Here is a 19986-nt window from a genome sequence, read left to right on the forward strand (position 1 = left end):
GATTGTGTAAGAATCTCCTCGAAAATTTGCACGCATAGCGATAATCCGCGACGAAACGCCGCATACAATCAGCCGCCCCGCACCCGGCCCACCGCCCGCTTCCAGCCGTCATACAGGCGCTCCCGCGCGGCCAGATCGGCGGCGGGTTCGAAGCGCCGTTCTTCCCGCCATAGGGTGGATATCGCGTCCAGCCCGGGGAACAGGCCCGCCGCCAGGCCGGCCAGGAAGGCGGCGCCCAGGGCCGTCGTTTCCGTCACCGCCGGCCGTTCGACCGTCAGGTCCAGCTGGTCGGCCAGGAACTGCATCAGCCAGTCGTTGGCGACCATGCCGCCGTCCACGCGCAGGGCGGTCAGGGCGCAGCCGCTGTCGGCCGCCATGGCGTCCATCAGGTCGCGGGTCTGGTAGCAGACGGACTCCAGGGCCGCGCGCACGATGTGGCTGATGCCGCTGTCGCGCGTCAGGCCCAGGATGGCGCCCCGCGCGTCGGGGTCCCAGTAAGGCGCGCCCAGGCCGGTGAAGGCCGGCACCAGATAGACGCCGCCGGTGTCGGCCAGCGCCTGGGCATGGCCCTGGCTGGACGCCGCGTCCGGGATCAGCTTCAGCCCGTCGCGCAGCCACTGCACCGCCGCCCCGGCCACGAAGATCGACCCCTCCAGGGCATAGCTGGCGCGGCCGTCCAGGCGGTAGGCCAGGGTGGTCAGCAGGCGGTGGTTGGACGGGCGCGGGGTGTCGCCGATGTTGATCAGGGCGAAACAGCCGGTGCCGTAGGTGCTCTTGATCATGCCGGGTGTAAGGCAGGCCTGGCCGATGGCGGCGGCCTGCTGGTCGCCCGCCATGCCCAGCACGGGGATGGGCCGGCCCAGCAGGTCGGCGGTGGCGACGCCGAAGGCGCCGGCGTTGTCCAGCACCCGGGGCAGGACGGCCGCCGGGATGCCGAACAGGCGCAGCAGCTCCGGATCCCAGTCCAGGGTTTCCAGGTTGAACAGCAGGGTGCGGGCGGCGTTGGTGGCGTCGGTCGCGTGCACCTGGCCGCCCGTCAGGCGCCACAGCAGGAAGCAGTCGATGGTGCCGAACGCCAGCTCCCCCGCCTCGGCCCGCGCACGGGCACCGGGGACGGTGTCCAGGATCCAGGCCAGCTTGGTGGCGGAAAAATAGGGGTCCAGCAGCAGGCCGGTGCGCTGGCGCACCATGGCCTCCGCCCCCTCGCGGCGCAGGGCCTGGCACAGGCCGGCGGTGCGGCGGTCCTGCCAGACGATGGCCGGGTGCAGCGCCTCCCCCGTCCGCCGGTCCCACACCAGCGTGGTCTCGCGCTGGTTGGTGATGCCCATGGCGGCCACGCGGGCGGCAGCCACCCCGGCCTGGTCCACCACGTCCCGGCAGACCGCCACCGTGTCGCGCCAAATGTCCTCCGGCTCATGCTCCACCTGGCCATCCGCCGGGTAATGCTGCGGCAGCTCGCGCTGGGCCGTGGCCAGGGGGCGGCCGTTGGCGTCGAACAGGATGGCGCGGGTGGAGGTGGTACCCTGGTCGATGGCCAGGATCAGGTCGGCGGGCATCGGGGCCCCTCCCTCAGGGTCTTGTTATCACGGCGCTGGTTGCCCCGTGCGCTGTACGCCGACGGTGCGTCGCGGGGGCCGACCTGTCAACGGCGGGGTCGGAAAAAGCTATCCAGAAGGGGGGCGAAAAGGCGTGCGTAATGGGGTTGACGCCGAACTGTAACAGGCGCACCATCTGTCTTACCGAAGCACTCAGGAGGCATCAGAAACCAGATTAGCCCACCAGATCAGGTAAATCGTCGAATGCATGCAGTATTCGATGTGTTGCCCGTAACCAGGAGGGTGTGTCAAACCATGACTCCACCGATGCGTACTGTATGAGCTGTGTGACAGCTCCACACATATAGCGATTGCTGATGCCGGTTACTGACCGGTGTATCGCTCGATGGACTATCTGAGCTTCACTGAAGCCAACAGAACCCCCGTTGCCCTGACCGGCACGGGGGTTCGCTTTTGTGGGGGCGGCCCCGCCGCGCCGATGCCCCATCCTACCCGGACATCTACCCATCATTATCCACCGCCCGTCCCGTTCACACCGGCGGGCGGCGCATATGGGGGTGCGCCTCGTGCCGGGACCCCTTATATAGAGGTGAGTGGCGGGCCATGGTTTGGCCGCCGGAGGATGTCGAGGGGCCGGGACCAATGGGGTTGATGGGCCTGTTGCGCGGCATGGGGCTGACGGCCCCGACAAGGCCAGCGCCGAAAACCAGGACGAAGGCGCGGGTGGCGCCGACCACGGTGTCGCAATTGCGCGTGGCCGGCATAACCCAGCCGGTGGAGGTGCGGCGCAGCCCGCGCGCCCGGCGCCTCTCGCTCAAGGTCGACGGCGCCACCGACACCGTGCGCGTCACCGTTCCACCGCGCGTGGGCGATGCCGAGGTCGCGGGCTTCGTCGGCCGCCACCTGGATTGGGTGAACGCCCGCCTGGCAGCCTTGCCGCCGCGCCAGCCCTTCATCGATGGCATGGCGGTGCCCCTGCTGGGCCGGTCGGCCGTCATCCGCCACGACCCCGGCCGTAGGGGCGGCGCCCGCCTGGTCGAGGGACCGGCCAGCCTGGACCTGTGCGTGGGCGGGGAGGCGGAATTTCTGAACCGCCGCGTCACCGATTTCCTGAAGGCGGAGGCGCGGCGCCACCTGTCGGCCCTGACGGCCGAGACGGCTGCCCGCGCCAAACTGCGTGCCAGCGGCGTCTCCGTGCGCGACACCCGCAGCCGCTGGGGCAGCTGCTCCGCCACCGGCCGCATCAGCTATTCCTGGCGCCTGATCCTGGCCCCGCCGCAGATCGTTGAGTACGTCGTGGCGCACGAGGTGGCGCACCTCAAGGAGATGAACCACGGGCCCAAGTTCTGGGCCCTGTGCGCGGACTTGGCCGGTGACGTCGACAAACCGCGCGCCTGGCTTAAGGCGCACGGCGCCAAGCTGCACCGGTTTGGTTAATTTTATAGGGGAGGGGTGTTCAACCCGCCAGCGGCATGAGATCGCCTCATGCCGCTGTAGGACGCGACCGCGTCCGCCGGAGCTTTTTGGGGAGCGTCAGCGGACTGAAAAGCGAGGAAGCCAAGGCGGCGGATGCCGCCGCCCGGCGATTGAGGGTTACTCTTCCAGCGCCTTCACGCCCGGCAACTCCTTGCCTTCCAGCCATTCCAGGAAGGCGCCACCGGCGGTGGAGATGTAGCTGAAGGCGTCGGCCACGCCGGCATGCTCCAGGGCCGCGACCGTGTCGCCGCCGCCGGCCACGGACAGGACGGTGCCGGCCTTGGTCAGGTCGGCCACGATCTTGGCCACGGCGTTGGTGGCGGCGTCGAAGGGCTCGATCTCGAAGGCGCCCATGGGGCCGTTCCACACCACCGTCTTGGCGGTGGCCAGCTTCTCGCCATAGTACTCGACGGTGGCCGGGCCGGCGTCCAGGATCATCTCATCGGCCGCGATGTCGCCGGGGGCGGCGATGCGCGAGGGGGCGTGGGCCTTGAACTGCTTGGCCACCGCGCCGTCCTTGGGCAGCAGGATCTGGCAGCCGCCGGCTTCGGCCTTGGCCAGGATGGCGCGGGCCTGGTCGGCCATGTCCTTCTCCGCCAGCGAGGCGCCGACGTCCACGCCCTGGGCGTAGAGGAAGGTGTTGGCCATGCCGCCGCCCAGGGCCAGGATGTCGACCTTGCCGACCAGGTTGAGCAGCAGGTCCAGCTTGGTGCTGATCTTGGCACCGCCGACCACGGCGGCCACCGGGCGCTGCGGCTGGCCCAGCGCCTTGGACAGGGCCACCAGCTCGGCCTGCATCAGACGGCCGGCCGCCGCCGGCAGCAAGCGGGCCAGCGCCTCCGTCGAGGCATGGGCGCGGTGGGCGGCGGAAAAGGCGTCGTTGACATAGATGTCGCCCAGCTTGGCCAGCTCGGCGGCGAAGGCGGGGTCGTTCTTCTCCTCACCGGCGTGGAAGCGCAGGTTCTCCAGCACCAGCACCTGGCCCTTTTCCAGGGCGCGGATGGCGTCCTGCGCCGGCTTGCCGATGCAATCGCCGGCGAAGGCCACCGGGGCGCCCAGGGCGTCCGACAGGGCCGGCACCACCTGGCGCAGGGAGTTCTTCTCGTCCGGGCCGTTCTTGGGCCGGCCGAAATGCGACAGCACCACGACCTTGGCGCCCTTGGACGCCAGTTCCTTCAAGGTGGGGACCAGACGGACCAGGCGGGTGGCGTCCGTCACCTGGCCGTCCTGCACGGGGACGTTGAGGTCGGCGCGGACCAGCACTGTGCGGCTGGCGGGGGCGATATCGTCTAGGGTCTTGAAAGTCATGGCATCGGTTCCCGGCCCGTATCAAGGTGGAATGGCGTGAGACGGGGCCAAGGAAGCATAGGCGGGACCCTGTTGCAACCGCACAAGCCGCCCCGCTACACCACTCTGGCCGAAAGGCGGAGCCCGCTTTACCTCATTGGCGCTCGAACAAATGGGAACGCCCGCGTGATCTATTACATCCTCTTCCTGGTCATCCTGGCCCTGGTGACCCTGGTGCTGGCCCGCCGGGGCGTGCTGGAGGGGCGGGTGCTGACCGCCGGCCTGCTGGTCCTGCCCGGGGTCACGGCCATGGAGGATTGGTTCGCCCGCGACCTGGGCGCCCTGGGCCTGTCCGGCGGCCATGTCGGGCCCGTGACCCTGCTGCTGATCCTGGGGGCCTGCATGGAGGAGGCGGGGCGCTACCTGCTGCTGTCGCTCAGCAACCGCGACACCCGGGCGGCGGTCAGCGCCGGCTATGCCTGGGCGGCGTGGGAGCTGGGCGTGGCCGTCTGGGCGCTGGCGCGCGGCATGCTGCCGCTGTGCGCGGCCGGCAATGTCCATTGTCTCAGCCTGGGCTTCCCGCCCCTGCTGGCCCTGGGCACGGTGCTGGTGGCGCGGTCGGTGCCCAGCCTGCTGCATGTGGCGCTGTCCTTCGGCCAGCTGTGGGCGGTGCGGGCGACGTATCCGGCGGCGCGGACGCTGTGGTTCGTGCTGACGGTGGTGGTGCACCTGGCCATCAACCTGGCCATCGTGCGGCATGGTCACTTGTAATGGGTGCACCTGTGAGCGCTCAAAGTTTAACCATTCACCATATTGTCGCCGCCCGGGGTGTCCTATAGCGTTGGGGGACAAGGGCGCGCCCCCAGCGGCCGCCGCCCCTGGCAATGCCGGACCCCGCCTAGATGCCCGAATCCCAGTCGACGTCACCCGTTCCCCCCGCCAATCCAGCGGAGGGTGCGCCCGTTTCCGTGCTTGCGGCCGCCCCGCAGGAGATCGAGCTGAAGCTCGCGGTCGATCCCAAGCATCTGGCCCGGCTGAAGACGGCACCGGTTCTGGCCGGCCCGCGCGCCGTCACCAAGACGCTGCGCAACACCTATTTCGACACGCCGGAGGGCGACCTCGCCGCCCGGGGCGTCAGCCTGCGCCTGCGGCATTCGGGCGCTAAGGTGCTGCAGACCCTGAAGGGCCCGTCGGCCGGCGGGGGCATGGCCCTGGCCCGGTCGGAATGGGAAATCCCGGCGCCGGATGGGCATCTGGTGCCCCAGGCCTTCACCGACGCCGCCGCCCAGGTCCTGCTGGACGGTATCGACCTGCGCCACCTGGGCCCCGTGTTCAGCAACGAGGTCAAGCGCTGGACCCGCACCCTGCCCATGGCCGCCGGCCTGGCGGTGGACGTGGCGGTGGACCAGGGCGTCACCCGCGCGGCCGACGGCCGGGAAGAGCCGATCGCGGAGCTGGAGCTGGAATTGGCCGAGGGCCAGGACCGCCGCGTGCTCTATGACCTGGCGCTGGCCCTGCACCGTGCCGTGCCCCTGCGCCTGGAGCTGCGCACCAAGGCGGAGCGTGGCTACGCCCTGGCGCGCGGCGAGGCGGCGGCGCCTAAGGCGGTGAAGGCCGGCCCCCTGAACTTCCATCCCGATGACACGGTGGAGGCGGCGCTGGCCGGCGTGGCGCGCGCCTGCCTGCATCATATGGCGGCGAACGAGGGCGCGGTGCTGGCCGGCGACCCCTCGGGCGTGCACCAACTGCGGGTGGCGGTGCGGCGCCTGCGCTCCGCCCTCACCCTGTTCAAGGCCATCCTGCCCGAGCCACAGGCCGCCACCCTGAAGACGGCGCTGAAGGGCCTGGCCGATGCCGTGGGGCCGGCCCGGTCCTGGGACGTGTTCCTGGAGGAACTGCTGGCGCCGGTGGCGGCGGCCATGCCGGAACAGGAGAGCCTGCAGGCGCTGGCCGTGGCGGCGCAAGGGGCGCGGGGCCGGGGCCATACGGCGGCGCGGGCCGCCGTGTCGGGCCCGGGCTACACCGAGCTGCTGCTGACCCTGGGCCGCTGGGTGGATGGGCGCTGCTGGCGCGACGATGCCCCGGCCGACCGCCTGGCCTGGCTGGGCCAGCCGCTGCTGCCCTTCGCCGATGCCGTGCTGACCCGGCAGCGCCACCGTGCCGCCAAGCGCAGCCGCCATTTCGAACGGTTGGACGCGCCCGCCCGCCACGGCCTGCGCATCGCCATGAAGAAGCTGCGCTACGCCGTGGATTTCTTCCGCGAGTTGTACCCGCAAAAGGCCGTGCGCAAGTACCTGGAACGGCTGTCCGGCCTGCAGGACGGGCTGGGCCACCTGAACGACGTCGCCACCATGGACGCGCTGATCCGGGAGCTGCGGGCCGACCTGGCCGCCGCCAAGGACGTGAGCCCCGCCGGCTGGGATATGGGCGCCGGCCTGGTGCTGGGCTGGCACGCCGCCCACATGGCCGTGGGGGAGGATGCGCTCTGCCGCGCGGTGGACGACTTCCTGGACGCTGACCCCTTCTGGACGCCGGTGGACCACTGGCCGCACCCGCCCTCCTGACCCTCCTCACCGCTGCATTTCAAGGAACTGGCACCCCATGCTTTCCATCCTCGTGGCCAACATCAAGGGCGGCGTCGGCAAGACCACGGTCGCGACCCATCTGGCCGCCGCCTTCGCCGCCGACGGCCGGCAGACCGTGCTGGCCGATGTGGACCGGCAGAAATCGTCCTTGGGCTGGCTGGCCCGCCGGCCGGTCACCGCCCCGGTCATCGCCGCCCTTGACTGGACCAAGGAGATCGACAGCGTGCCCAAGGGGGCCGAGGTGCTGGTCATCGACGCGCCCGCCGCCCTGAAGCCCAAGGAGGTGGAGCAGCTGGTGGCCGAGGCCGACGTGATCGTGCTGCCCCTGCTGCCCGGCGCCTTCGACGAGCAGGCGACGGAACGCTTCCTGAGGAAGCTGGACGAGCTGAAGCCCATCCGCAAAAGCCGCAAGGCCGTGGCGGTGGTGGGCAACCGCGTGCGCGCCCGCACCCGCGCCGCCGACCGGCTGGACACTTTCCTGGGCACGGTGGGCCATCGCGTGGTGACCCGCCTGCGCGACAGCCAGGCCTACCCCGACGCGGCCGCCGCCGGCCTCAGCCTGTTCGACCAGAAGGCCAAGCGCCTGGCCGACCTGCGCCAGGACTGGGCCCCGCTGATCGCCTTTATTGAGGACCCGAGCTGAGGGCGGGGGCGTCACGCCCCCGCTGGCAAACCCGTGCCGCCGTCCAGCTTGGTGATCCGCCACCGGTCCAGATCATCCCAGTCGAACCGGATGTCGTATTGAGCGCCGGTATCCACCGTCAGCAGGAAGACACCCGTTTCCTTCCCCAGGGCGCGGAGCAGCGCAGCTCCCGTTTCGTTCATCGCGGCCTAAAGCGGGCTGGCCTTCACCGCGCCGATGAGCTGGACGTCCGAAGCGGTGGTGTAGGAGGCGTTGGCGCCATGCCGGGCTTCCTCCGCCCGAAACCGGTAATAGCCTTTGATCCAGCCGGGGCTGTGGCTATTCAGGAAGGCGATGAATTCCTGTACGAGGTCGATGACCAGCGTTGATGCTGCGTCGTTCATTCCGGGGCCTGGGCGATCCGCTGGCGATAGTTTTCAAAGACCGTCCGAATGAATTTCCCCGTCCGCCGGTCGGTGGACGCCGTCACCAGGGTCAGCGGGCAAGACGCCGTCCGCTGTTCTTGCATGCCCCACAACTGGGGAAGGCCGTAGAACGCATTCTTCTTGTCAGAATAATCGATGATCCATTTCCCGCCGAAGTGCTCGCGAAACACTTGGCCGACATAGCGTGCCATGCCGTCGATGGTCTTGGCTTCGCTCTGCTTTTTGATGTCGTTGATCGTGGGGTATCTGTCCAGGATGTACTTTTCGATCACGTTCAGCGATTCGGGCGAATAGTCCAGCCGCGTAGCGACCTGCGTGGGGACGGACTGAAGGAAGCGCTCGATCGCATCACTCATATCCATCAGCCAGAACTGGAATTGATCACCCTCTGTCGTCATTCGGGGGCGCTGTTTCAGCGGGGTGATTGATCAGAGTTGAAGTTCTGATCGACTAGGGAGATTACGAACTCCTCCGGATGTACGGAGGCGTGATTGGCCCTCGCATGGTTTAGATATCCGTTCCAGAACGTGCGAACTTGTGCGTTGAATGACTCGGTAAACGCCATTTGAGCGGCCACGATTTCCTGCCACGTTCCTTGCGCGTTGTAGGTCTTTTGCAGGTTGGGCTCCATCGCCTTCAACGTCGCCCGCTGCTTGTCTTCAAGCTGATCTATAAGATCCAGAATGTAGCACTCGATCAGGCGTAGAAATGGCTTGCCGGTGTATCTGTCCATCGTCTTCCTCTAGATGAAGTCCGGATTTTCCTGCAGAAGACCGATAAAGGCTTCAAAATCATTGGCTATCTTAAGTCTATGATTTTCTTCGTCGTGCAGAAAAATCCAGACCGATTGGCCGCCATTCGTCAGATCGATGTAAATTTGATTGCCGCCCCCGTCCCGCCCAATGGGAAGGGCGTTCTGGCCAAGGATACTGCCCCAACGAGCGAGAGCAGCTTTGATGTTCGTCCCCCGGCTATCGCCGAATGAATAGAACAGGTCGATGTCGAACAGATTGCCGGCATCACCGCCCACTGGCGCGAAGCTTCCGATTTCCGGATGGCCACCATCCGCTTCTTTTATAAAATTGATGTAGCTGGAGGGCAGCGCGCTATGAACCAGCGCCGCCACGTCATTGATAGCGGCGTCGCCCCCCTGATAGCCAGGGGAGGGAGTGCCACCAAAGTTGATGTTCAGGCGTTTGATATCCATGACCTATCCTTAGTTCTTTGGCGCACCATTGGGAATCGCCCACTCGGAATAACCACCGGAGGCGCCAGGGTCAGGATGCAGGACGCGCCACCAAGGTGACCCAGGGGTGTGTTGGAAATCAGGCACCAGTCTCATGACCCCCTGTTGTCCCGAGGCGGTAGATGTTGATGCGTGTTCCCAAACCCAATCCTTCGGAGTCGCCCTACCACCTACGGAAGAGACGCTCTTTTGCACGCCGGGGATCAATTCCTCCATCTGCCCCGCGAATTCAGGATCGCTCTTAAGGGCGTTGTCCAGCGCCGCATTGGCTCGGTTGAACTGCACTGAGCGGCTTTTGCCAAAGTCGCTTGGGTCCAGCTTCATTTCATAAGCCACGCTATAGGCGGTGGGCTTTTCAGGATAGACCGGGGCCTTAGGCGCCGGCTCAACCGGCTTCACCGGCGGGTCTGGCGGAGGAGGTGGTGGCGGCGGTTCTTCCTCGACCACCGGCGGGCGCTTGCCGCCGGAGGCCGGCTTCACCTTGGCGATGAGGGCAATGATGGCGTTGATGGTCAGCACGGTCAGGCCGGCGGCGGTGCGTTTCGCGGCCTCGTCCAGGTCGTGCTCGGTCTTGGCGGTGGTGGCCATGGCCACGCCGTGGCCCAGGCCGTTCAGACCGCCGAACACCGACCAGCCCACCATGGCATAGCCCACGCCCAGCAGGACGACGTCGATGGCCTCGCCATAGCCGGCGGCGTGGCCCACCGCCCAGGCGGCCAGGAAACCCGCCAGCCAGTACAGCGTCTCCAGCGTGAACAGGCTTCTCGCCGCCTGCTGCATGTCGCGCGGCAGGTGGGGGATGCTGCGGCGGAGCATACCCACCACGCGCTGGATCATCGACCATTGCGCCGGCTGGCCCGGCGGGTCGCCCTCCGGCTGTCCATACGCGCCGGAATGGGGCGGGGGCGTGGTGGGCGGGGATATGGGCGGCGTGGCGTGGGGGATGAGATAGGCGCTGAGGCTGCCGTTGGCGAAGTCGGCCATGACCCGGCCCATCAACTGCCCGGTGCTGCAGCGATGGTCCACGCCGTCCACCACCAGGCGCAGCCGCTGGCGCCCGAACTCATCCAGGCTGTTCAGGGCTTGGATGACGCGATTGTCCTGCCAGGGGCGGAAGGGCACGGTGATGGCGTAGCGGCGCATCCCGGCGGGCACGGCCAGGGTAGGGCCGATCAGCAGCCGGCCTTCGGGGATGGCGGCCTCGACCCAGCCACGCATGGCCTGGCCCGGCGCTGACGCCGCGAAGGGCGCGTGACTGGAAAAGCTGTCAGGCACCGCCCCTCCCGCCTCTGGTTCAGCCGGTTACGGCGGATGAACTAAGGCGGCGACGGGGGCACGGAAAGGGGCCGGAGGAGGGGCTTTCCCTCAGGGGTAAGCCGCCCGGCATAGGGCCCGGCGGCGCACCCGTATCCTCAGTACACGCTGGTCCAAAGCTGATCCTTGGTGGTCAGCATCTTCAGGAATTCCAGGATGGCCCACAACTGGTCGTCCGTCAGCGGGCTGCCGTCGGCGCGGCGATAATCGTCGTGGCCGCGGTTGCAGTTGCCGGGCAGGGTCGTGTCATAGACCCAAGTTTGCGCGGTGCCCGGCGTGCCCACTGCACTCACGTAGCCCACCTGCACGGGGTCGAACTCCCTGCTGCCCACGGCAAAGGCCTCGGGCCGGGCCGAGGATTTCAGCACCCCCCACAGGGTGGGGACTGACCCGTTGTGCAGGTAGGGAGCGGTGGCCCAGATGCCGAACAGGGGCCGCGCCTCATAGACCGGCGGCGTCTGGTCGCCTGCCGCGCCGTCACTGGTGACGCAGGACGTCTTGTGCGCCGGCGGGCCGGCGGGCGGCACGGCCCTGAAGGCCGGTCCCATGGCCTGTTCGACATCGTTGACCGAGCCGGTCTTCTGGTCGATGGCCAGCTTGATCAGGCTCAGTGGCGTCAGGCCCAGGTTGGCGTAGTCGTCATGGTTCAACGTGCCACCCTTCTGGTTCAGCAGGCCGTCCACCACGCTGCCGATGACGCCGTTGGTCAGGACGCTGACGGCCTGGGCGTCGGCCGGCATGTCGCCCACGCTGACCGATCCGCCGTCGCCGAACAGCAGGGCGCGGGTGCCCTGCAGCGGCCCGGTCTTCGCCCAGCGCAGGGCGTTGCGGTACGTGGTGGGGTCGGTGTCGGTGGGGCGCTGGTCCATCACCGGCCACACATCCTGGCTCAGGGCTGCCTTGGTCATGTGGTGGCAGTCGGCGCAGACCTCGTTGAACAGCTGGCGCCCCTGTTCCGCCTTGCCGGCGTCGATCGCGCCGAAGACGGTGGACGGCCAGGCGGGCGGCGCCAGCTGGGTGATGGCCCATTCCAGCTTCATCAGGCCCGGAACGCTGATGGAGGTGTCGTAGAAGGGGATGTGCGGAAACAGCCTGGAGGCGAAGCGCCGCCGGTCGCCCGGGCAGCTTTGCCCCGCGAGGTCCTTGCCGGCGACGCAGACGTTCAGCGCGCCGAACACGCCCAGCACCTCCCCCGTGTTGCGGGCCAGCGCCTTGATGTAGTTGCCGTTGGGGGCGGACAGGTTCCACTGCACCGCATCCTGCTGGTGGGCATTCCACAGGAAGGGGTAGCTGACCGGGGCATGGGCCGGCAGCACGTTGGACGGCACGCGGAAATCCAGGCCGGTCAGGCGGTTGAAGATCATGCTGAAGGCGTCCAGCCGCGCCGGGCCCCACGCCTGCCCGTCCAGGGCGGCGCTGAAGAACCCGCCCCAGGCGGTGGAGAAGGCGGCCAGGCTGGCCTTCAACGCGGCCTTGTCGCCGCCGACGCGGGCGGCGAAGCGGTTGAACTTGGCCGGGTCAGACACCGTATCAGCCAGGGCGGCCGACAGCTCCACCAGGAAGCCCTGGAAGTCGGCGTCGGCCGGGCCGCCGTCCACGCGCAGGGCCGTGCCCTTGTAGGTGATCTGCCCGGTGTGGCAGGCGGCGCAGGTCATGCCGATAGAGGTGGGGCCGGTGCCCCGGTCCAGGGCGAAGCCCACGGGCAGGCCTTCGGGGTTCTGCGCCGAGACGTCGTTGGGCAGGTAGTTGAAGCGCGCCAGCCGGTCGGCGAAGAACAGCTCGGTCGAGGCCGGCCGCTCCAGCGCCTTGAACCAGCTGTACGGCATCAGCTGCGAGCCTTGGCTGGTGGTGTAGAAGCCTTGGCGCACCGACTGCGGCCAGTTCTGGTCCAGCAGGCGCACCACCTCGGGCGCTTGCGCCGTGGGGAAGGGGGCGGGCGTAGCCGCCCGTGCCGGGGGCGCCCCGGCATGGCTGTACGCCAGCAGACCCAGGCCGGCCAAGGCTGCCGCCATGCGCCGCCGCATGCTGAAAACCCGCATGGCACCTTCCCCCATCGCCGTCGTCGCGCTTTGATCCCCCATCGGTGCCTTTGCGCCGTGCCGTACGGAATGGCAAGGGGTTTCTTCAACCGTGCGTACGCATGGGCCAGGTCGCATGTGGTCCCGCGCACAGCCGGCGTGCCGGATGCCCGCTGGACGCGGGGGCCCATCCTTGCCAGAAAGGCGGGTAAAAGCCGGGGAAGACTGGTCACCCGCCTAACCATTGGGAGAGAAGCATGCAGGTTCAAGGTGTTGCCGCCATCATCACCGGTGGTGGTTCGGGTCTGGGCGCCGCCACGGCGCGCCGGCTGGCGGCCGAGGGCGCCAAGGTCGCCCTGCTGGACGTGAACCTGGCCGCGGCGGAAGCGGTAGCCGCCGAGATCGGCGGCCTGGCGCTCAGCTGTGACGTCACCAGCGCCGACAGCGCCACCGCGGCCATCGCCGCCGCGCGCGAGGCCCACGGCGCCGCCCGCATCGCCGTGAACTGCGCCGGCGTCGCCACCGCCGGCCGCGTGCTGGGCCGTGAGGGCCCGCTGGCCCTGGACGCCTTCCGCAAGGTCATCGAGATCAACCTGATCGGCAGCTTCAACATCCTGCGCCTGGCGGCCGCCGACATGAGCACGCTGGACCCGCTGGAGGATGGCGAGCGCGGCGTGATCATCAACACCGCCTCGGTCGCCGCCTTCGACGGCCAGGTGGGCCAGGCCGCCTACAGCGCGTCCAAGGGCGGCGTGCACGCCATGGCCCTGCCCATCGCCCGTGAACTGGCCCGCGTGGGCGTGCGCATCATGACCATTGCCCCCGGCATCTTCTGGACCCCCATGGTGGCGGGCTTCACGCAGGAGGTGCAGGACAGCCTGGCGGCCTCCATCCCCTTCCCCAAGCGCCTGGGCAAGCCGGAGGAATATGCGGAACTGGCCCTGACCATCGTCCGCAACGTCATGCTGAACGGCGAGACCATCCGCCTGGATGGCGCCGTGCGCATGAATGCGAAGTAACGCTCCTCAATGGCGGTCGGGGCGTCAGCCCCGCCGCTGACGGAACGCCTCCAGCGCGTCCTCCATCTCGCGCGCGATGGGGGTGACCAAAGGGTGTGCGGCGTAGGCGGTCCATAGGGCCGCCAGCGCTGGGCGCCTTTCCAGCATGTCTTGCGGCGTGTAGCGGGGCAGGAAGCGCGCCAGGAAGATCAGGGTGGGGGCCAGGGCGCAATCGGCCAGGCCCAGCGTGCCGGATGAGGGTGCCGGCAGCGGCCCCCGGTCCACCACCACCTCCAGCGCGTCCAGACCCCGGGTCAGGTCCGCCACCCGGTTGGCGCTGGCGGCGCCGTCGCCGGTCTGGGTGGTTCCCCCCTGGGCCATCAGCGACAGCAGCGGCGGCAGGACATACAGGTCCAGTAGGCGCGCCACCGTGCGCTGGGCCGCCCGCGCCACCGGATCGGCCGGCAGCAGCGCTGGCTTGGGGAACGCATCCTCCAAAAATTCACAAATGACGGCGGACTCCAGGATGTGGGCGCCATCGGCGTCCAGCACCGGGGTCTTCCCCAGCGGGTTGATGGCCTGGAAGGCGGCCGATTTCTGGCCGCCGGGGGGATCCACCAGGGGAATTTCCAGGCCCTTGGCGCGGATGGCCAGCACGACGCGGGCGGAATAGGGGGACAGGGCGGCGCCGTAAAGTTTCAAGGGCTGTCTCCTCTAACCGTAAAGGTGGACCAGGCATGATGGTCTTGCGGCTGGCGGTCAGCGGGGCCGGACGGTATGGTCATTCCATTATGCCACTGAATGCCTGCCAACCCTTGCCGGATATCGCGGGTTTCATCCGTGCCGATGAATTGCCCGACGGACCCATCGCCCACGCCTACGCGTGGTGGCGGGGGCTGGGGGGTGGGGCTGTGCCGCCGCCCTCGGCGGCATTGGATCTGGCGGCGGTGCCGGACAGCTTCCTGCCCCATCTGGCGGTGACCACGGCCTTCCGCGCGGATGGCCGGGTGCGGGTGGTGTTTTGCGGTTCCCTCTCCGCGTTGGCCGCCGGCAGTGACCCCACGGGCCGCTATTTCGACGAATTCTATCCGCCTGACATGCTGGAGGCGGCGCTGGGATTCCAGGCGGCCATCGTGCGCGACGCCCAGCCCATCTTCGGCCAGGACCAGGTGGGCACGGATGAGGGTGTGATGTACCACGTGCCGCGCATCGGCCTGCCCTTCCAGGGCGCCGACGGCAGCCTGGACCGGCTGGCCATCGTCATGCACTACCAGCCGACGCCGGAGAACTTCAAGGTGCGGCTGCGGGTGTTCCAGGATCGCGCCCGCCTGCTGCGCCGCGAACTGCGGCTGGTGGCGCTTTAAGGCCACACTGACCGAAGGAAGCGTGCGGTCGCGGCATTCGAACGTTGCGCGGGACCTACCTCGGGCGCGATAATAATTACCCGAGCGTGCCCCGTTTCCCGGTGCCGCCGTGCCATCCGCCGAAGGATGTTTCCCCGTGTCCGAGGTCCCTGACAGCCGGCATCCCGTCCCGTCATCAGGGGAGGGCCCAGGGGCGGGTCGCGTGGGGTCCGTTCCACCCGCCGGCGCCCCCTCGCGCCGGCGTCTGCTGGTGGGGGGACTGGGCGCGCTGGCGGCGGCTGGGCTGGGCTGGGGCGGCGGCGGCCGGGGCGGCCACGCCGAATCCATCCGCTTCCTGACCATTGGCACCGGCACGACCGGCGGCACCTACTTCCCCATTGGCGGCATCCTGGCCAACGCCATCAGCAACCCGCCGGGCAGCCCGGGATGCGACCGGGGCGGCAGCTGCGGCATTCCCGGCGTCATCGCCGTGGCGCAAACCACCTCCGGCGCGGTGGAGAATATCGAGGCCCTGCGCGCCGCCCGGTACGAGACGGGGCTGGTGCAGGCCGACATCGGCTTCCTGGCCTACAAGGGCAAGGGCCCCTACGCCGGCAAGCCGCCCTTCACCGAGCTGCGGGCCCTGGCCAACCTGTACAGCGAGACGGTGCACCTGGTGGTGCGGGGCGACAGTCCCATCAAGACGGTGAATGATCTCAAGGGCCGGCGGGTGGCGCTGGGTGAGAAGGGCTCCGGCACCCTGCCCACCGCGCTGTTGATCCTGCAGGCGCACGACCTGTCGGAAAAGACGGTGCAGCCCTTCTACCTCAACCCCGGCACGGCGGGGGACCGCCTGGCCTCCGGCCAGCTGGACGCCTTCTTCATCATCGGCGGCTATCCCCTGCCGGCGGTGGCCGACGTGGCGGCGCGCCTGCCGGTGCGCCTCATCTCCATCATCGACGCCCGCCTGCCGCGCCTCAGCCCCGGCCTGCCCCTGTTCACCGAGACCACCATCGGCGGCGACGGCGCCTATGTCGGCGTGCCGGAGACCAAGACCCTGGGCGTGGGCGCCCAATGGCTGACCACCACCGCCCTGCCGGATGAGCTGGCCTACGGCATCGTCAAGGCGCTGTGGCACCCCAACACCCGCCGCTTGCTGGTGGCGGGCCATCCCCGGGGCGACAGCATCCGCAAGGAGGCGGCGCTGACCGGTCTGGCCGTGCCCCTGCACCCGGGGGCCGCACGCTATTACCGGGAGCAGGGCTTCGACGTGACCCTGGCCACGTCGGGTTGACCCGCGTCGGGTTGACCCCTTAATCCAGCAGCATGTCCAGGACGACGGTTTCCTTCGCCGCGTCCGCGCGCCAATCCTTCATGGCGGGCAGGGCCTCGATGGCGTCGACATAGGCCTGGGACGCCTCGCTCAGCGGTACCTTCCAGGTCTGGAAGCGGGTGACGACCGGGGCGTACATGGCGTCGGCGATGGTGAAGGCGCCGAACAGGAAGGGGCCGCCATAGCGGTCCAGGCAGTCGGCCCAGATGGCCTGGATGCGGGTGATGTCGCTGGCGGCCTTGGCCAGACGCTCCGGCCGGTCGATGGTGCGGCCCAGATCCATGAACAGGTTGCGGCGCACGTCCATGAAGCCGGAGTGCATCTCGGCACTGATGGACCGCGCATGGGCGCGGGCACCGGCGTCCTGCGGCCACAGCCGGGCGTCGGGCGCCAGCTCGGCGGCGTATTCGCAGATGGCCAGGCTGTCCCACACCGTGATGTCGCCGCCGGCGGCGCGGTGGGGTCCCGTGCGGTGGATCAGGGCCGGCACCTTGCCCGCCGGGCTGTGGGCCAGCATGCGCGCCTTGCTGTCCGTTTGCCGCAGGGGGATCACCACCTCCTCGAAGGCCAGGCCGGCGTGGCGCAGCGCCAGGTAGGGGCGCAGCGACCACGAGGAGTAGGTCTTGCTGCCCAGGATCAGGGTGAGGTCGGCGGACATGGGGCTGGTCCCTCGGGATCGGTAGCGACGGACGGGTGAGGGTAGCGGGGGTTGCCCCGTCGCGCCAGCGGTGTCACCGCCGGTGTGACGCCGCCGCGTTTGAAACCGGGACCCGGATGTGGAACCCTGCGCGCCTGACTTTCCGAAGCCGAAAGGTTCCGCCCGTGCTGTCCTGCTTCCTGGCCCAGAAGGCCGCCGACACCGTCACCCTGATCCCCGTGCGCAAGGACGGGCTGGACGCCTGGCTGGAAACGGCCCCGGCTGCCACCGCCGCCTGGGTGCGCAGCGTCGGCTTCACGGCCGAGCCTGGCGCCACCGCGCTGCTGCCCTCGGCCGACGGGCAGTTGGACCGGGTGCTGGTGGGCGTGGGCGAGACGCTGGACCTGTGGAGCTTCGCCGGCTTGCCCACGACGCTGCCCGCCGGGGCAAAAGGGGCTGGCGCCAGCTACGCCCTGGACGACAGCCTGACGCCTGAGCAGGCGACGGCCGCCGCCACCGGCTGGGCGCTGGCCAGCTACCGCTTCACCCGCTATCGCAAGGCGACGAAGGACCTGCCGCGCCTGGTGCTGCCCGCCGGCGCGGACGCGGCGGCTGTGGACAGCATGGCCCGCGCCGTCTACCTGGTGCGCGACCTCATCAACACCCCGGCGGAGGACATGGGGCCGGCCGACCTGGCCGCCACCGCCAAGGAACTGGGGGCGGAGTTTGGCGCCGAGGTCTCGGTCATCGTCGGCGACGACCTGCTGGCCGCCAACTACCCCACCGTCCATGCCGTGGGCCGGGCGGCGGACAAGAAGCCTCATTTCATCGACCTCACCTGGGGCGACGCCGCCAACCCGCTGGTCTGCCTGGTGGGCAAGGGCGTGTGCTTCGACAGCGGCGGCCTGGACATCAAGGCGGCGGGCGGCATGCTGCTGATGAAGAAGGACATGGGCGGCGCCGCCCATGTGCTGGGCCTGGCGCGCCTGGTCATGGCGGCCAAGCTGCCGGTGCGCCTGCGCGTGCTGGTGCCGGCGGTGGAGAACGCCATCTCCGGCAACGCCTTCCGCCCCATGGACATCATCACCACCCGCAAGGGCCTGACGGTGGAGATCGGCAACACGGATGCCGAGGGCCGGCTGATCCTGTGCGACGCCCTGGCGGAAGCCGACAGCGCCAAGCCCGCCCTGATCCTGGACTTCGCCACCTTGACGGGCGCCGCCCGCATCGCGCTGGGCACCGACCTGCCGGCCCTGTTCGCCAACGACGACCAGCTGGCCGACGACATCCTGGCGGCCGCCAAGGAAACGGGCGACCCGCTGTGGCGCATGCCGCTGTGGCAGGGCTATGCCAAGCAGCTGGACAGCAAGATCGCCGACCTGAACAACGCGCCCGGCGGCGGCTATGGCGGCGCCATCACGGCGGCCCTGTACCTGGAGCGCTTCGTCACCAAGGGCACGCCCTGGGCCCACATCGACCTGATGGCCTGGAACGCCAGCGCGAAGCCCGGCCGGCCGGAGGGGGGCGAGGCCATGGGCCTGCGCGCCGCCTTCGCCATGCTGAGCCGCCGGTACCCGGCCCAGGCCTGAAATCACCGGCGCCTCCTGGGGAAATGACCGGGAGGTGCCCGCTTGGATAAAAAATAATTATGTAGCGTTCCGCTACCCCTTCGGGGGTGGCAAGCCCTTGCCGCTGGGCGGGACTTTCGGCACACTCCCGACAGTTGCGGCTGGCCGATACGCTGTCGGAATGACGGCGGGGGCCGGAACAAGGGGCGGGCCGGATAAACGTTTCCGGGTGCGGGGGGCATCATGTCGCGTAATCTCGAAGCCCTGGAACTCTGGCGCGGCGCGCTGGTGGCAAGCGTGCGGGCCGCCAGCCCGGACCTCTCGGCCCGCCAGCTGGCTTTGTTGCTGACCGTCTACATGACCCCGCCGCCCCACACGGTGCGCGGCCTGGCGGCGACGCTGAACGTGTCCAAGCCCGCCATCACCCGCGCTCTGGATCGGCTGGGCCGCCTGGGCTTCACCAAGCGCAAGCGTGACGCGGAGGATCGGCGCAACGTCCTGGTTCAGCGCACGGTCAAGGGCTCCGTCTTCCTGCATGAGTTCGGGCAGATGGTGATTGACGCGGGCGCCGTGCAGGGCGCATTGGACGGGTCACGCGTCGCGGCCCCCCGCCCCGCCGCGACCCCCGTCGCCCCCCCGTCAGCTTCGGAGCCGGTTTCCGCACCGGTATGATGTGAGATGTCCAGCAAGCCCAAGACCACGCCGGTTCTCGACCCGCGCGTGAACCCTTACCGTTCCGACCTCGCCTCCGCCCACCTTTACGGCAAGGTCACGGCCGAGCGCTATGTCGACGGCGTGCCCTGCCAGGTGCGCGCCGGCTATGTCAGCCTGAAGGAAGAACCCACCTTCACCGCCCGCCAGTCCAGCCAGCTGCTGTTTGGCGAGGTGTTCACGGTGTTCGAGGAGAAGGACGGCTGGGTCTGGGGCCAGAACGCCACCGACGGCTATGTCGGCTACCTGCAGCTGGAAGCCCTGGATGACGAGCTGGCGGAGCCGACGCACAAGCTGACGGCCCTGCGCAGCTTCTTCCATCCCGAGCCGGACCTGAAGACCCCGCCGCTGGACATGATCAGCCTGGGCGCGCCGCTGTGCGTGGTGGAAGAGGCCAATGGCTTCGCCGGCGTGGCCGGCGGCGGCTGGGTTCCCCTGGTGCATGTGGCGGAGATCGGGACCGTGAAGGCCGACCCGGTGGACACCGCCCTGCGCTTGCTGGGCACGCCCTATCTGTGGGGCGGGCGCACCAGCGTGGGCATCGACTGCTCCGGCCTGATCCAGTTGGCGCTGGACGCGGCCGGCTTGCCGTGCCCGCGCGACAGCGACCAGCAGCAGGCGGCGCTGGGTACCGTGGTTTCGGCCGATGGCGTCGGCCACACCTACCAGCGCGGCGATCTGGTGTTCTTCCCCGGCCATGTCGGCATCATGGCGGATGAGACCCACCTGGTGCATGCCAACGCCCATCACATGGCCACGGTGCGCGAACCCCTGGCCGACGTCCTGGCGCGGGCGGCGGCGGGTAAGGGCATTACGGCGGTCAAGCGCCTGGGGTGAGGGCGTTCC

Annotated in this window: 21 protein-coding genes; 10 read left to right on the top strand and 11 right to left on the bottom strand. The window is 69.1% G+C overall.

The window, feature by feature from the left end; translation table 11 throughout:
- Positions 1 to 68: 68 nt before the first annotated feature.
- Positions 69 to 1556: a glycerol kinase GlpK gene (glpK, locus tag FBZ88_RS19170; protein WP_145618771.1), complete on the bottom strand. Its 1488-nt coding sequence runs from the start codon at positions 1554 to 1556 to the stop codon at positions 69 to 71.
- A 723-nt stretch (positions 1557 to 2279) separates the two neighbouring features.
- Here glpK and FBZ88_RS19175 point away from each other — a divergent pair.
- Positions 2280 to 2993: a M48 family metallopeptidase gene (locus FBZ88_RS19175; RefSeq protein WP_246134372.1), complete on the top strand. Its 714-nt coding sequence runs from the start codon at positions 2280 to 2282 to the stop codon at positions 2991 to 2993.
- Positions 2994 to 3149: 156 nt separating this feature from the next.
- Here FBZ88_RS19175 and FBZ88_RS19180 read toward each other — a convergent pair whose 3' ends face one another.
- A complete protein-coding gene (locus FBZ88_RS19180) occupies positions 3150 to 4340 on the bottom strand; it encodes a phosphoglycerate kinase (protein ID WP_145618772.1) in 1191 nt (396 codons plus the stop codon).
- 165 nt (positions 4341 to 4505) lie between these two features.
- On the opposite strand from FBZ88_RS19180, the gene FBZ88_RS19185 reads away from it, so the two are divergent.
- The 3 genes from FBZ88_RS19185 to FBZ88_RS19195 all read left to right on the top strand — a co-directional run bounded on the left by FBZ88_RS19185 (position 4506) and on the right by FBZ88_RS19195 (position 7547).
- Positions 4506 to 5090, top strand: a complete 585-nt coding sequence (locus tag FBZ88_RS19185) for a hypothetical protein (RefSeq protein ID WP_145618773.1) — start codon at positions 4506 to 4508, stop codon at positions 5088 to 5090.
- 197 nt (positions 5091 to 5287) lie between these two features.
- Positions 5288 to 6883 carry a CYTH and CHAD domain-containing protein gene (locus FBZ88_RS19190; protein WP_186464488.1) on the top strand — a complete coding sequence of 532 codons (1596 nt, stop codon included), beginning with the start codon at positions 5288 to 5290 and terminating at the stop codon, positions 6881 to 6883.
- A gap of 37 nt (positions 6884 to 6920) precedes the next feature.
- On the top strand, positions 6921 to 7547 hold the full coding sequence (locus FBZ88_RS19195) for a ParA family protein (protein ID WP_145618775.1): 627 nt from the start codon (positions 6921 to 6923) through the stop codon (positions 7545 to 7547).
- 11 nt (positions 7548 to 7558) lie between these two features.
- Here the strand turns inward: FBZ88_RS19195 and FBZ88_RS30345 are convergent, their stop codons facing one another.
- From FBZ88_RS30345 to FBZ88_RS19225, 7 genes are all read right to left on the bottom strand, one after another.
- A complete protein-coding gene (locus FBZ88_RS30345; RefSeq protein WP_186464489.1) occupies positions 7559 to 7729 on the bottom strand; it encodes a hypothetical protein in 171 nt (56 codons plus the stop codon).
- 6 nt (positions 7730 to 7735) lie between these two features.
- On the bottom strand, positions 7736 to 7930 hold the full coding sequence (locus FBZ88_RS19200; protein ID WP_145618776.1) for a hypothetical protein: 195 nt from the start codon (positions 7928 to 7930) through the stop codon (positions 7736 to 7738).
- Positions 7927 to 8370, bottom strand: coding sequence for a hypothetical protein (locus FBZ88_RS19205; protein ID WP_145618777.1), 444 nt, complete (start codon positions 8368 to 8370; stop codon positions 7927 to 7929). Before FBZ88_RS19205 ends, FBZ88_RS19200 begins: the two co-directional genes overlap by 4 nt.
- Positions 8371 to 8384: 14 nt before the next feature.
- The gene (locus FBZ88_RS19210; RefSeq protein ID WP_145618778.1) at positions 8385 to 8705 is read right to left on the bottom strand and encodes a hypothetical protein; all 321 of its coding nucleotides are present in this window, start codon (positions 8703 to 8705) and stop codon (positions 8385 to 8387) included.
- A 9-nt stretch (positions 8706 to 8714) separates the two neighbouring features.
- Entirely contained in the window at positions 8715 to 9179 is a 465-nt protein-coding gene (locus FBZ88_RS19215) for an SMI1/KNR4 family protein (protein ID WP_145618779.1), read from the bottom strand.
- Positions 9180 to 9188: 9 nt separating this feature from the next.
- On the bottom strand, positions 9189 to 10493 hold the full coding sequence (locus FBZ88_RS19220) for a hypothetical protein (RefSeq protein WP_145618780.1): 1305 nt from the start codon (positions 10491 to 10493) through the stop codon (positions 9189 to 9191).
- 137 nt (positions 10494 to 10630) lie between these two features.
- Positions 10631 to 12571 carry a di-heme-cytochrome C peroxidase gene (locus FBZ88_RS19225; protein WP_145618781.1) on the bottom strand — a complete coding sequence of 647 codons (1941 nt, stop codon included), beginning with the start codon at positions 12569 to 12571 and terminating at the stop codon, positions 10631 to 10633.
- Positions 12572 to 12807: 236 nt separating this feature from the next.
- Here FBZ88_RS19225 and FBZ88_RS19230 point away from each other — a divergent pair, with 236 nt between their 5' ends.
- Positions 12808 to 13569, top strand: a complete 762-nt coding sequence (locus tag FBZ88_RS19230) for an SDR family NAD(P)-dependent oxidoreductase (protein WP_088870663.1) — start codon at positions 12808 to 12810, stop codon at positions 13567 to 13569.
- A gap of 24 nt (positions 13570 to 13593) precedes the next feature.
- Here the strand turns inward: FBZ88_RS19230 and FBZ88_RS31390 are convergent, their stop codons facing one another.
- On the bottom strand, positions 13594 to 14250 hold the full coding sequence (locus FBZ88_RS31390; protein ID WP_145618782.1) for a glutathione S-transferase family protein: 657 nt from the start codon (positions 14248 to 14250) through the stop codon (positions 13594 to 13596).
- A 113-nt stretch (positions 14251 to 14363) separates the two neighbouring features.
- Between FBZ88_RS31390 and FBZ88_RS19240 the strand changes: the two genes are divergently transcribed.
- Positions 14364 to 14912 carry a PAS domain-containing protein gene (locus FBZ88_RS19240; protein ID WP_145618783.1) on the top strand — a complete coding sequence of 183 codons (549 nt, stop codon included), beginning with the start codon at positions 14364 to 14366 and terminating at the stop codon, positions 14910 to 14912.
- A 202-nt stretch (positions 14913 to 15114) separates the two neighbouring features.
- Positions 15115 to 16185: a TAXI family TRAP transporter solute-binding subunit gene (locus FBZ88_RS19245; protein WP_145618784.1), complete on the top strand. Its 1071-nt coding sequence runs from the start codon at positions 15115 to 15117 to the stop codon at positions 16183 to 16185.
- A 19-nt stretch (positions 16186 to 16204) separates the two neighbouring features.
- Here FBZ88_RS19245 and FBZ88_RS19250 read toward each other — a convergent pair whose 3' ends face one another.
- Positions 16205 to 16882, bottom strand: a complete 678-nt coding sequence (locus FBZ88_RS19250) for a glutathione S-transferase family protein (RefSeq protein WP_145618785.1) — start codon at positions 16880 to 16882, stop codon at positions 16205 to 16207.
- A gap of 164 nt (positions 16883 to 17046) precedes the next feature.
- On the opposite strand from FBZ88_RS19250, the gene FBZ88_RS19255 reads away from it, so the two are divergent.
- The 3 genes from FBZ88_RS19255 (at position 17047) to FBZ88_RS19265 (ending at position 19977) form a co-directional block, all read left to right on the top strand.
- Positions 17047 to 18450, top strand: a complete 1404-nt coding sequence (locus FBZ88_RS19255; RefSeq protein ID WP_145618786.1) for a leucyl aminopeptidase family protein — start codon at positions 17047 to 17049, stop codon at positions 18448 to 18450.
- A 222-nt stretch (positions 18451 to 18672) separates the two neighbouring features.
- A complete protein-coding gene (locus FBZ88_RS19260) occupies positions 18673 to 19101 on the top strand; it encodes a MarR family transcriptional regulator (RefSeq protein WP_145618787.1) in 429 nt (142 codons plus the stop codon).
- Positions 19102 to 19107: 6 nt separating this feature from the next.
- Positions 19108 to 19977, top strand: coding sequence for a C40 family peptidase (locus FBZ88_RS19265; protein WP_145618788.1), 870 nt, complete (start codon positions 19108 to 19110; stop codon positions 19975 to 19977).
- Positions 19978 to 19986 lie beyond the last annotated feature (9 nt).

This window comes from Nitrospirillum bahiense, from assembly GCF_007828025.1.
Lineage (GTDB): Bacteria > Pseudomonadota > Alphaproteobacteria > Azospirillales > Azospirillaceae > Nitrospirillum > Nitrospirillum amazonense.